11 protein-coding genes are annotated in these 12333 nt (G+C 73.3%); 9 read left to right on the top strand and 2 right to left on the bottom strand.

The features are described from left to right. The first annotated feature begins 54 nt into the window (after positions 1-54). Complete coding sequence (locus J3S20_RS15820) at positions 55-1647, top strand: ABC transporter substrate-binding protein (RefSeq protein WP_216837449.1); 1593 nt, start codon at positions 55-57, stop codon at positions 1645-1647. A gap of 3 nt (positions 1648-1650) precedes the next feature. Here the strand turns inward: J3S20_RS15820 and J3S20_RS15815 are convergent, their stop codons facing one another. Further along, positions 1651-2793, bottom strand: coding sequence for a YihY/virulence factor BrkB family protein (locus J3S20_RS15815; protein ID WP_246602854.1), 1143 nt, complete (start codon positions 2791-2793; stop codon positions 1651-1653). Positions 2794-2922: 129 nt separating this feature from the next. On the opposite strand from J3S20_RS15815, the gene J3S20_RS15810 reads away from it, so the two are divergent. From J3S20_RS15810 to J3S20_RS15780, 7 genes are all read left to right on the top strand, one after another. Further along, positions 2923-3738, top strand: coding sequence for an MlaE family ABC transporter permease (locus tag J3S20_RS15810; protein WP_216837448.1), 816 nt, complete (start codon positions 2923-2925; stop codon positions 3736-3738). Further along, a complete protein-coding gene (locus tag J3S20_RS15805; protein WP_216837447.1) occupies positions 3735-4433 on the top strand; it encodes a P-loop NTPase family protein in 699 nt (232 codons plus the stop codon). The genes J3S20_RS15810 and J3S20_RS15805 overlap by 4 nt, the downstream gene beginning before the upstream one ends. After that, positions 4415-5434, top strand: a complete 1020-nt coding sequence (locus J3S20_RS15800) for an MlaD family protein (RefSeq protein WP_216837446.1) — start codon at positions 4415-4417, stop codon at positions 5432-5434. Before J3S20_RS15805 ends, J3S20_RS15800 begins: the two co-directional genes overlap by 19 nt. After that, complete coding sequence (locus J3S20_RS15795; RefSeq protein WP_216837445.1) at positions 5431-6306, top strand: hypothetical protein; 876 nt, start codon at positions 5431-5433, stop codon at positions 6304-6306. Before J3S20_RS15800 ends, J3S20_RS15795 begins: the two co-directional genes overlap by 4 nt. A 42-nt stretch (positions 6307-6348) precedes the next feature. Next, complete coding sequence (locus J3S20_RS15790) at positions 6349-8025, top strand: dihydroxyacetone kinase family protein (RefSeq protein ID WP_216837444.1); 1677 nt, start codon at positions 6349-6351, stop codon at positions 8023-8025. A gap of 164 nt (positions 8026-8189) precedes the next feature. Further along, positions 8190-8645 carry a MauE/DoxX family redox-associated membrane protein gene (locus tag J3S20_RS15785; protein WP_216837443.1) on the top strand — a complete coding sequence of 152 codons (456 nt, stop codon included), beginning with the start codon at positions 8190-8192 and terminating at the stop codon, positions 8643-8645. A gap of 104 nt (positions 8646-8749) precedes the next feature. Further along, entirely contained in the window at positions 8750-10252 is a 1503-nt protein-coding gene (locus tag J3S20_RS15780; RefSeq protein ID WP_216837442.1) for an ATP-binding protein, read from the top strand. On the opposite strand, the gene J3S20_RS15775 is transcribed toward J3S20_RS15780, so the two are convergent. Further along, a complete protein-coding gene (locus tag J3S20_RS15775) occupies positions 10249-11250 on the bottom strand; it encodes a D-2-hydroxyacid dehydrogenase family protein (RefSeq protein ID WP_246602853.1) in 1002 nt (333 codons plus the stop codon). The two genes, J3S20_RS15780 and J3S20_RS15775, sit on opposite strands and share 4 nt — an antisense overlap. A 72-nt stretch (positions 11251-11322) precedes the next feature. Here J3S20_RS15775 and J3S20_RS15770 point away from each other — a divergent pair, with 72 nt between their 5' ends. After that, positions 11323-12306, top strand: a complete 984-nt coding sequence (locus tag J3S20_RS15770; RefSeq protein WP_216837441.1) for a tripartite tricarboxylate transporter substrate-binding protein — start codon at positions 11323-11325, stop codon at positions 12304-12306. The last annotated feature ends 27 nt before the right edge of the window (positions 12307-12333 follow it).

The raw sequence follows: 12333 nt of genomic DNA, 5'->3' as shown, positions 1-12333 counted from the left end.
TCCGATCTGTAACAACCGGTCCATAAACCCCCGTCACGAAACGGGGGACGATCCATGCTGACCCGCCTCGCCACACTGGTCCTCGGCGCGAGCCTGCTCGCCGGGGCGGCGCTTGCGCAAACCATCCCGCCGGAGCGCATCCTGCGCATGGTGCCGAATGCGGACCTGCAGACGCTGGACCCGATCAACACCACCGCCGGCGTGGTGCAGTCCCATGCGCATATGATCTACGACCAGCTCTTCGGCCGCGACGCGCAGCAGCGCCCGCAGCCGCAGATGGTGGGCGCCTACAGCGTCTCCGACGATGCGCTGGTCTGGCGCTTCACGCTGCGCGAGGGGCTGGCCTTCCATGACGGCGCGCCGGTGACGGCGGAGGATGTGGTGGCCTCGCTGCGCCGCTGGGGCGCGCGGGACCCGCATGGCCGGCAGCTGATGGCCATCACCGCCAGCATGGAGCCGCAGGCCGATGGCAAGACGGTGGTCTGGACGCTGAGGCGCCCCTACGGGCTGATGCTGGACGCATTGTCAAAACCGGCCGGCAACATGCCCGCCATCATGCCGGCCCGCATCGCGGCCACCGACCCCTTCACCGCAATTCGCGAGACGATCGGCAGCGGGCCCTTCATCTTCTCCCGCGAGGAATGGGTGCCGGGCAGCACCGTGGTCTATCGCCGCAACCCGAACTACGTGCCGCGTTCCGAGCCCGCCTCCGGCACCGCCGGCGGCAAGGTGGTGCATGTCGATCGCGTGGAATGGCAGAACATCGCCAATGCGCAGACCTCGACCCTGGCGCTGATCCAGGGCGAGATCGACTATATCGAGAGCCCCGGCGTGGACTTCCTGCCCATGCTCGCCCGCCGTGGCATGCGGATTGTCCGCACCAATACGCTGGGCGCGCCGGGCATGATCCGGATGAACCACATCCACCCGCCCTTCAACGATGCCCGGGTCCGCCAGGCGCTGATGCTGCTGGTGAACCAGGAGGAGATCCTGCAGGGGATGTTCCCCGACCCGGCGCTGTACCAGGTGTGCCACGCCTTCTTCGTCTGCGGCAGCCCGCAGGAGACGAATGCGGGCGTGCCCGCCGGCCTCGGCAGCCCCGCCGCCCGCGAACGCGCCCGTGCCCTGTTGCGGGAGGCGAATTACGACGGCACGCCGATCGTCATCATGGACCCCACCGACAATCCCTTCGTGCATACCGCCACGCTGGTGCTGGCGCAGCAGATGCAGTCGGTGGGCTTCCGCACGGATGTGCAGGCGACGGACTTTGCCTCGATGGCCGGCCGCCGCGCCAATCGCCGTCCGCCGAGCGAGGGCGGCTGGCATATCGGCCTGACCTTCTGGAACGGCCTCGGCGCCTCGGACCCCGTGGGCAATGTGCCGATGCAGGCCAGCTGCGACCGCGCCTGGCCGGGCTGGCCCTGCGATGCCGCGCACCAGGCGCTGATCGATGCCTTCCCCTATGCCGCCAATGCGGCGGAGCGGAAGCGCATCCTGGATGAGCTGCAGGAAAGCGCCTATCGCCTGGTGCCCTATGTGCCCTACGGCCAGTGGTACCTGCCCTCCGCCGTCACGCCGCGCATCTCCGACGTTCTTGCGATGCCTGGCATCATCATCGCCTGGAACATCCGCAAGGCGGCGCGCTGAGGGTCAGGCCACCGTATCCGCCATCTCCGCGCCGCGGCTGCCCATCGGGCGGTCCGGCACGGTGGTGGTGTCCCGCGCCGTCTGGTGCTCCATCTCCGCATTCAGCTCGGCGCCGAACAGGATGACGATGGCGGAGATCCAGATCCAGGTCATGAAGCCGACCACGGCGCCCAGCGAGCCATAGGTTTCGTTGTAGCTGCCGAAATTGGCGACGTACCAGGAGAAGCCGGCCGAGGCGCCGAGCCAGGCCAGGGCGGCAAAGGCGCTGCCCCAGCTGACCCAGCGCCACTTGGCAGAGGCGCGGCTCGGCCCCCAGCGGAACAGGCAGGCCAGCACCAGCGCGACCAGCACCAGCAGCACCGGCCAGCGGCCGTAGGCCAGCAGCGTCTCCGCGGTGCTGCCCAGGCCGATGAAGTTCAGCACCACGGGCACCGCCACCACCGCCACCATGGTCAGGATGGCGAACAGGATGAAGCCCAGGGTGAAGGTGAGGGTGGTCAGCGTCAGCGTGATGAAGCTGCGCTTCTCATGCTCCTCGTAGACCACGTTCAGCGCGTCGAACAACGCCTTGGCCGCCTGGTTGGCCGACCACAGCGACACCAGCAGGCCGGCGATGGCGCCGAAGCCCAGCGTGCCATCGGCCGATTGCGCGACGCGCTGCACCTGCTCCGTGATGATGTCCATGCCGCCGCCGGGCACGATGCCGGCCAGCGCGTCCAGGTGGCCCTGGATGGTGGTGGGGTCCGCCACCAGCGCATACAGCGAGACCAGCGCCGCCAGCGCCGGGAACAGCGCCAGCAGGGTGTAGAAGGTGATGCCGGCGGCCTCCGTCAGCAGCCGGTCCTCGCTGGCCTGGGACAGGGTGCGCTTCAGGATCTGCCACCAGCCGAGGGCGGGGATTTCGGATGGGGCATCGGCGGAGCGGCCCTGGCCCGTGGCGCCGCGCTCCGCCTCGCCCCCGCGGTCGGAGGCGGCATCGCGGCCGATCCGCGCGCGCGCCGCCGGCGGCGCGGCCGCCTGGCGCAGCGGGCGCGGCGAACGGCGGGCGGAATCGAGCGCCAGCAGCCCGGCCAGCGCCGCGGCGGCCACCATCCAGCTTCCCCCCTCCGCCATTCTGCTGCGCCGCCGGTCTCGCGCTTCGCTCATCCTGCCAATCCCATCCCGGTCGGTTCGATAGGTTCGGCAACGCCGTGCCCGGCCCGCGGGTGCATGCGCGCGCGGAAACTTTCCGCGACCGGCCGCGCTGACCGGTACGGGATGGCAAGGGAGGGGGCGATGGCGAAGGCGCGGCCCGTGGCGCTGCCATGGCTGGTGCTGGAAAGCATCGGCGGCCCCGCGCGACGCGGCATCCAGATGGTGCTGGCCACCGCGGCGCTGGCGCTCGGCGTGTTGAGAGAGGGGCTGGACCCGCGCAGCTGGCGGCGCCGCACGCTGCGGGCGGAGCTGCGCCGCACCCTGCACCAGGCGGTCGCCGGCGGCTTCGGCACCGTCATCATCACCGCCAGCCTGGTCGGCTTCGGCGTGGTCCACCAGGCGATCCGCTGGCTGAGCTTCGCGGGCCAGGAGGATTATGCGGGCAGCCTGCTGACCACGGTCCTGGTCCGAGAGGTGACGCCGGTGCTGACCGGGCTGATCCTGCTCGGCCGGAGCGGCACCGTGACGGTGGTGGAATTCGGCGCCACCAAGGCCGGCGGCCAGCTGGACATGCTGGAGGCGCAGGGCCTGGATCCCTTCAGCCTGCTGGTGCTGCCGCGGGTGGTGGCGCTGGCGGTGGCGGGCTTCACGCTCGGCGTCATCTTCCTGGCGGTCGCACTGATCACCGGCTGGCTGACCGGTTGGCTCGGCGGCCTGGTGCAGAACGCGCCGCGGGAGCTGCTGACGAACCTCTTCGCCGCCACGGATACCGCCGAATTCGTGCTGTTCGCCGTTAAGCTGGTGGTGGTGGGCGCGCTGGTGGCGCTGGTCTGCGCCATCACCGGCATGTCCTCCACCCGGGCCGAATCGCCCTCCCACCTGCTGCCGCGCGCCTTCGTGCGCGGGCTGCTGGGCATCCTGGCGGCCAGCGCCATCCTCAGCGTAGCCGTCTCGTGACGCCGCTGCTGGAGGTGGAGGCGGCGCGCCCGGTGCCGGGGGCCTCGCCGATCCAGGGCGCGGTGACGCTGCGGCTGGCGCCGGGCGACCTCGCCTTGGTGCATGCCGAGGATCCGGCCATGGCCCGGGCGCTGGCGCTGCTTTGCGCCGGGCTGGTGAAGCTGGCGGCGGGCGAGGTGCGCTTCCTGGCGCAGGATTGGGCGGCGCTGCCGCGCCAGCCGGCCCAGGCGCTGCGCGGCCGCATCGGCCTGGCGCCGGGCGATGGCGGCTGGCTGCCGCATCTGACGGTGGCGGATGGCATGCTGCTGGCCTGCCGCCACCATGGCAGCACGCCCGATGCGGAATTGCGGTCCGAGGCCGTGGCGCTCTGCAAGCAATTCGGCCTGCCGGGCCTGCCGCTACGCCATCCGGCCGAGCTCAACCGGGTGGATCTGGCCCGGGCCGGCTGCGCCCGCGCCTTCCTGGGCGCGCCGGAGCTGATCCTGCTGGAAAGCCCGCTGGACCAGGAAACGGCGGATCTGCTGGCAGAGCCGCTGCTGGCGGCGCTGGCCCCGGCGCGCGAACGCGGCGCGGCGGCGCTGTGGTCCACGCGCTCGCGCCGCGCCTGGAACACGCCCGGCTTTCCTGCAAGCCAGTGGTGGGTGCTGCAGCAGGATGGTCTGAAGGGGGATGAACCATGTCTGGCTCCACGTTAAGCCAGGAAGACCGCGTCCGGCTGCGCCACACCGATCGCTGGGTGGGCGCGCTGGTCGTGCTGGCGCTGGTGCTGTTCCTCGGCGCGCTGTTCCAGCGCGGCGTGATCCGCGAATGGTTCGCCGATGGCGCCACGCTGATGGTGCTGCTGCCGGAGGAAGGCGTGGCCGGGCTTTCGGTGGGGGCGGAGGCCGAGGTGCTGGGCATCCGCGCCGGCTCCGTCCGCCGCATCATCGTCGACCCCGAGCGGCGAATCCGCGCGGAACTCCGCATCGAGGAACAGGCGAAGCCCTTCATCCGCCGCGATTCCACGGCCGTGGTGCGGCGCCGCTTCGGCGTGGCCGGCCCGGCCTATCTGGATATCCAGCGCGGGCGGGGGGAGGAGCTGAACTGGGACCGCGCCTGGATCCGCGCCACCAGCGAGCGCGCGCCCACGGAAACGCTCGGCACGCTGCTGGATGAGCTGCAACAGCGCGTCTTCCCGATCCTCGACGAGCTGCGCACCGGCACCGCCGCCTTCGCCGCCGCCACCCAGCGGCTGGAGCGCGGGGAGGGCACGGTGGGCCGCCTGCTGGCGGACGATACGCTGATCCGCCAGGCGGAAGCCGCCACCGCCCGCGCCGCCGCGGTGATGGAGAATATCGAGGCGGCAAGCCGCGAGGTGCGCCAGCTGACCGCCGGCCTGTCCAGCGGCCGCGGCAGCGGCAGCCTGCCCGGGCTGGTGCAGCGGGCGGAGCGCGTGCTGGCCCAGGTGGAGCGCGCCAGCGCCGACCTCGCCCGCGCCACGCCGGCGCTGCCGCAGGTCACCGCGAATCTCCGCGACGGCACGGACAGCCTGCCGGCGGTGATGGTGCAGGCGCAGGAAGCGGCTCGGCAGATGGAGCTGCTGCTGGTGCAGCTGCGCCGGCACTGGCTGCTGGGCGGCGGCGGCGGCAGCGTGCGGGAGACCAGCATCTCCTCCGGCGCGGTGCCACGGCCGATGGTGGAGCGGCTGCGCCCGTGAGAGGTGTCTTCGCGGCTCTGCTGCTGTTGCTGGCGGCCTGCGGCGGGCGCGCGCCGCCCGCGGGGCCGCCGCGCGACGGGGTGCTGGACCGGGCGGCGGATGCGGCGCGGGATGCGCTGAACCAGGACCAGCCGGTGGTGGCAGGCCGCCTCTATGCCCAGGCCCTGGCCCGCGCGCGGGAACGTGACGACGCGGTGGCGATCGATGCCATGGGCTTCGGCCAGGCCACTTCCGCCCTGGCGCGCGGCGACGCGCCGGCGGCGCTGGCGGTGGCGCGGGAGGTGCGGGCGGAACTCGCCCGGCGCGGCCGCGGCGCCTCCGCCGGGCTGCTGCTGGCGGAGGCGACGGCCCTGTTCCGCCTGGGCCGGATGGCGGAGTCCGATGCCCTGGCCCGCATCGTCGCCAGCCGCGGCGCCGAGAATCCGGAGGCCGCGCTGCGGGCGCATTTTCTGGTGGGCCTTCTGGCCGCCGGGCGCGGCGACCTGCCTGGCGTCGAGGCGGCGCGGGCGGCCATCGGCGCGCCGGACCAGCTGGCCTACCGGGCCGATGCGGTGGAGTTGGAAGGCCTGGCGGCACTGCTGCGCGGCGATGCGGCCACCGCCCGGCTGCAGGGCGTAACCGCCGCGGCGCTGCGCCGGGATTCGCTGGACTATCGCGGCCTGTCGCGGGCGCTCGCTTTGCAGGCCGCCGCGCTGGAACGGCTGGGGGAGCGGGAGGCGGCGGCGGATGCCTGGCTCCGCGCCGGGCGTGGCGCCGCCGAGCGGAGCGAGGCGGATGCGCGGGGCTGGCTCGACCGGGCCCAGCAGCTGGCCGGCGGCCGCGCCGATCTGCTGGCCGCGATCGCGCAGGCGGAGGCGCTGCTGGCGCGCTGAGCGGTTTGACGCGATCCTGCCCGCGCCAGGAGGGGGAAGGCCATGAAGAAGCTGGTCAACGATCCGCGCCGCGTCGTCCGGGACATGCTGGAAGGGCTGGTCGACCTGAACCCGGGCCTCGCCTTGCTGGAGGCCGAGGATGTGGTGCTGCGCGCCGAGCTGCCGGTGCCGGCGCAGCGGCCGGTCGCCGTGCTGTCGGGCGGCGGGGCGGGGCATGAGCCGGCGCATGCGGGCTATGTCGGCCCCGGCATGCTGGCGGGCGCCATCGCCGGCGATGTCTTCACCTCCCCCTCCACGGATGCCGTGCTGGCCGCCATCCGCGCCGCCGCGGGGCCGCGCGGGGCGCTGCTGGTGGTGAAGAACTACACCGGCGACCGGCTGAACTTCGGCCTGGCCGCCGCGCTGGCGACCGCCGAAGGCATCCCGACCCGGGTGGTGGTGGTGGCCGATGACGCCGCGCTGCATGCGACGGTGGACCGCGCGCAGCGCCGCGGCATCGCCGGCACCGTGCTGGTCCACAAGGTGGCCGGCGCGGCGGCCGAGGCCGGGCTCGATCTCGATGCGGTCCTGGCGGAGGCCGAGGCCGCCGCCGCCGCCGTGGTCAGCATGGGCGTGGCGCTCGGCGCCTGCACCGTGCCGGCGGCGGGCCAGCCGGGCTTCGAACTGGGCGCGGAGGAGATGGAGCTCGGCCTCGGCATCCATGGCGAGCAGGGGGTGCGGCGCGCCCCCATGGCGCCGGCGGACGCCATCGTCGCGACCATCCTGGAGACGCTGGTGGCCGATGCCGGGCTGGCGGCGGGCGACCAGGTGGCGATGCTGGTGAACGGGTTGGGCGGCACGCCGCCGATGGAGCTTTCCGTGGTGGCCCGTGCCGCCCTGGCCGGGTTGCGCGCCCGCAGCATCGTCGTGGCGCGCGGCTGGGCGGGCAACTTCATGACCGCGCTGGAAATGCCCGGCTGCTCGATCAGCCTGATGCGGCTGGATGCGGCGCGGCTCGCCCGGCTGGATGCGCCGGCCAGCGCGCCGGCCTGGCCCGGCGGCGGGGTGCTGGCGCCGCGCGCCCTGGTCGCGACTCCGGCTGCGCCGCCGGCCGAGCATGCCGCGCCAGGCCCCCTCGCCGCGACGCTGCACCGTGTCGCGATGGAGGTCGCGGCGGCGCTGGAGGCGGAGGAAGCGGCGCTGACGGCGCTCGACAGCCATGCGGGCGATGGCGACCTCGGCCTGTCCCTGGCGCGCGGTGCCGCCGCCATCCGGGCGCTGCCCCAGGCCGCCTTCGCCACGCCGGCCTCGGCGCTGGAAGCCATGGCCGGCGCCCTGCGGCGGGCCATCGCCGGCAGTTCCGGTCCCTTCTACGCCACCGCCCTTCTGGGCGCGGCGCAGGTGCTTGAGGGGCGGGAGGCCAACCGCGCGGGCTGGGCTGCCGCCTTCCGGGCCGCGGTGGCGGCAATTGGCGAACTCGGCGGGGCGAAGCCCGGGGACCGCACCATGCTGGATGCCCTGCACCCGGCGGCGGAGGCTTTCGCTACCGCACAGGGCCCCGGCCCCGCGGCCTGGCAGGCGGCGGTGGCGGCGGCGGAGCGGGGGGCGGCGGCCACCGCCGGCATGCGCCCGCGCCTCGGCCGCGCCGCCTATCTCGGCGATCGGGCGATGGGCCAGCCGGATGCCGGGGCCAGCGCGGTGCTGGTCTGGATGCGCGCCATAGCTCGCAGCCTGGGCTGACTGCCGAATTGATGAAACGGCGACGGATTTTCTCCATAAGGCTGCATCCGCTGCATCCGCTGCTCCGTAGCGCTTCGGATTTGCGGAGAACGATAGGATGCCGGCTGACCTGGCTGGACGTGTCTGGGACGATTTCGTGCAGGATGCCGTTGCGGCCTGGCGGTATGCCCTTGCTTGAGCGACCGCCGCCGCCCTCGGCCGGTGGCGACTGGGCCTGGCCGCCCGCCTGGTTCCTGGCCGCGGTCTTCCTGGCAGCCGGCCTGGCCAAGCTGGTCGACCTGCCGGGCTTCACCGCCATTCTCGACACCTACCGGCTTCTGCCCGCGCCCCTGCTCTGGCCGCTGGCGGTGGCGGTGGTGCTGGTGGAATGGGCGATCGCCCTCGGGCTGGTGCTGCCGACCCGGCGGCGCGCCGCGGCGCTGGCGGCCGGGCTGCTGCTGCTGGGCTGCGGCACGGCGGTGGGGACGGTCCTGCTGCGCGGGTTGGAACTGGTCAATTGCGGCCGCTTCGGCGTCTTCCTGGCGCGGCCGCCGGACGGCATGACCCTGCTGCAGGACATGGCCCTGCTGGGGCTTGCGCTCTTCGTGCTGGTAGCCGGTGAGAAGCAGCCGCAGGGCTGAAGCCGATTCGGCGGCGCCGCCTGTCGAATCAAGGGCCTGGCGCGACTCGCTTCCGGGCGGGGCCGGTTGCGGCTACTCAGCCTCGCGCGCCCCTGGAGTCCTGGATGACGATCGCCATCGATATCGGCCTGAGCGCCTCCGGCACCCCCGCCGAATTCGATCTTGAGGAACTGCTGTCCACCCGCCTGCTGGTCCAGGGCAATTCCGGCTCCGGCAAGTCGCATCTGCTGCGCCGCCTGCTGGAGCAATCCGCCCCCTGGGTGCAGCAGGTGGTCGTAGACCCTGAGGGGGATTTCACCTCCCTCGCCGACCGGTTCGGGCATCTGGTGGTGGATGCGGCCGACTACGCCGATACCGCCCTGCAGCAGGTGGCGGAGCGGGTGCGGCGGCATCGCGTCTCCGTCGTGCTGAACCTGGAGAATGTCGAGGTGGAGCAGCAGCTTCGCCTGGCGGCCGCCTTCCTGGGCGGGCTGTTCGACGTGGACCGGGATGCCTGGAACCCGGTGATGGTGGTGGTGGACGAGGCGCAGCTGTTTGCCCCGGCGGCGGCCAGCGAGACCTCGGACGAGGCGCGGCGCGCGGCGCTCGGCGCCATGACCAACCTGATGTGCCGTGGCCGCAAGCGCGGCCTGGCGGGCGTCATCGCCACCCAGCGCCTGGCCAAGCTGGCCAAGAACGTGGCGGCCGAAGCCTCCAACTTCATGATGGGCCGCACCTTCCTCGATATCGACATGGCCCGCGCCGCGGACCTGCTGGGGATGGAGCGGCGCCAGGCGGAGATGTTCCGGGACCTGGAGCGCGGGCATTTCATGGCGCTCGGCCCGGCCGTGTCCCGCCGCCCGCTGCGGGTGCGGGTCGGCGTGGTGGAGACCGGCTCGCGCAGCGCCGGGCCGAAGCTGGTGCCGCCGCCGAGCCAGGCCAGCGCGGCCGAGGCGCGGGAGCTGATTTTGGCGGCGCCGGAGCCAGAGGCGCCGCGCCCGCCGCGCCGCCTGCCGCGCGCCACCGCGCCCGACCTGCTGACCCAGCTCGCCCAGCACCGACCCGTCCTGCCGGCGGCCGAACCCGTTGCCCCGCCGACGCCCGAGGAAAAGGCGGAGCACCGCCGCAAGATCGCGGGCGTATTGGCAAAAATCCTGGCGGAGCCGGATGCGCCCTTCCGGCCGGCCAGCGTGCTCTATCAGGACTTCCTGGTCCGCTGCCGGATCGAGGAGGTGGCCGGCCCCGCCATCGATATCCCCGCCTTCCGCCGCCTGCTGACCACGGCGCGCGCGGGCATTGGGGCGGAGGCCGCGGAGGGCAGCGAATGGGCGCAGGCCGTGGCGCGGGCGGAGGCGCTGCCGGATGACGTGCAGGGCGTCTTCCTGCTGCTGGCCCGCGCCGCGCTGGAACGCCAGCCCTGTCCCTCGGACGCCACCCTGGCGCGCGCCTATGGCAGCCGCTCCCTCGGCCGGGCGCGGCGGCTGCTGGCCTATCTGGAGGAGCAGGGCACGCTCGTGGTGCGGGCGGAACGCGGCGGCCGGCGCAGCGTGGTGCTGGTGGGCCTCGCCTGGGAGACGGTGCCTGGCGACCCGAACGGGCCCGAGGAGACCGTGACCGCGGCGGCTTAGCTGAGCACCCGCACGGGCCGGCCGGCGAGCCAGGCCGCGACGGCCTCGTGGCTCTCGCGATAGCGCACCCGAAAATTCTCCTGCGTGCGGCCGCCGATATGGGAGGTCAGCAGCGTGTTCGGCAGGCTGCGCAGCGGATGGTCCGCGGGCAGGGGTTCCTGCGAAAAGACGTCGAGGCCGGCGCCGCCGATGCGGCCCTCGCGCAGGGCCGCGACCAGCGCCGCCTCCTCCACGATCGGGCCGCGGGAGGTGTTGATCAGCAGCGCATCCGGCCGCATGGCCGCGATCTCCGCGGCGCCCACCAGGCCGCGCGTGCGCGGTGACATCCGCATATGGATGCTGATGACGTCGGAGGCGCCGAACAGCGCCTCCCGGCCCACAAGCTGCACGCCGCAGGCGGCGCAGCGTTCGGCGGTGAGGTTCTCGCTCCAGGCCACGACCTGCATGCCGAAGGCGAGGCCGACGCGCGCCATGCCTTCGCCGAGTTGGCCGAGGCCCAACAGTCCCAGCCGCCGCCCGGTGAGTCCGCGCCCTAGCGCGGCGCCCCAGCCGCCTTCGCGGATCGTGCGATCCTCCGCGGCGATGTGCTTGACCAGGCCGAGCACCAGCCCCCAGGCGAGCTCCACCGTTGCCATCGGATAACCCAGCGCGGTGCCGCACACCGTGACGCCGCGGGCGGCCAGTGCCGGCAGGTCCAGCGCGGCATTGCTCATGCCATGCGTGACCAGCAGCTTGAGCCGCGGCAGCCGGGCGAGCAGCGCGGCGTCGAAGCGGGTTTCCTCGCGTGCCGTGACGATGATCTCGGCCTCGGCGAGCAGCGCGGCGGCATCGGCATCGGCGACGCGGCCGTGGAAGTCCAGCACATGCGCGGCCGCGAGATCCTGCCAATCCACCGCCTGCTGAGCGAGGCCGTGATAGTCGTTGATGACCGCGATGCGCATCTGCCTCAGCCCGGTGGTGGCGCGGCCGAGGATGCGCGCCGTGCCAGCCTGGCGCAACGGCCGCGCCGATACCGCTTTGCAGCCCGCGCCGAAGCTGCCAGCCTGCCCGTAACGAACGGGAGCGAAATCATGTTCAAGCTGCTGCAGCGCGGCCTGGTCTGCGGAATCATGGCCGTCCTTGCCGGGGATGCCGTCGCCCAGGGCAGTGCCCAGAGCTTTCCGGCGCGCCCCATCACCATGGTGGTGGGCTTCGCGCCCGGCGGGCCGGCGGATGTCGTGGCGCGGCTGATCGCGCCCGCGCTCGGCGCGGATCTCGGCCAGTCCGTGGTGGTGGAGAATGCCTCGGGCGCCGGCGGGTCGATCGGGCAGGGCCGCGTCGCGGCGGCGCGGCCGGATGGGCACACGATCCTGTTCGGCAGCCTGGCGCAGGCCACGATCCCGACCCTGCTGCGCAACCTCAGCTTCGATCCGCAGGCGCTCGAGGCGATCGGCCTGGTGAACGAGGTGCCGATGGCGATCATCGCGCGGCGCGATTTTCCCGCCGCCAACCTGGCCGAATTCGTGGCCGCGGTTCGCCGGGACGGGCGCCGGATGAACCTGGGCAATGCGGGCATCGGCTCCACCAGCCATCTGTGCAGCCTGCTGTTGATTTCGGCGATCGGCGCGCCGGTGACGCTGGTGCCCTATCGCGGCAATGCGCTGGTGATGAACGACCTGATGGCCGGCACGCTCGACATGGGCTGCGACCAGACCACGAATAATGCGCAGCAGATACGCGGCGGCACGATCCGTGCCTATGCAATCAGCACCCCGACCCGCGCCGCCGCGCTGCCGGAGGTGCCGACCACGGCGGAGGCCGGCCTGCCGGCGATGAGCATGTCCGGCTGGAACATGCTCTTCGCCCCCGCCGGCACGCCGGGCCCGGTGGTGGAACGGCTGAACCGCGCTTTGCTGGCGGCGCTGCGGGACGAGAATGTCGGCCGCCGCCTGGCCGAGCTGGGCAGCGAGCCCGCCAGCGGGGAACGCACCGCGCCGGCCGCTGCGCAGGCCTTCTGGCGGTCCGAGATCGCCCGCTGGAAGCCGTTGCTGGAGGCGGCGGAGGCGGCGAACTGACGCGCCGCTTGGCCGCCCTGTCCGCGC

The sequence above is a fragment of the Falsiroseomonas tokyonensis genome (assembly GCF_019024325.1).
GTDB classification, from domain to species: domain Bacteria; phylum Pseudomonadota; class Alphaproteobacteria; order Acetobacterales; family Acetobacteraceae; genus Falsiroseomonas; species Falsiroseomonas tokyonensis.
Note: the sequence above shows the minus strand (reverse complement) of the source record. Positions and strands in the feature narration are given on the sequence as shown.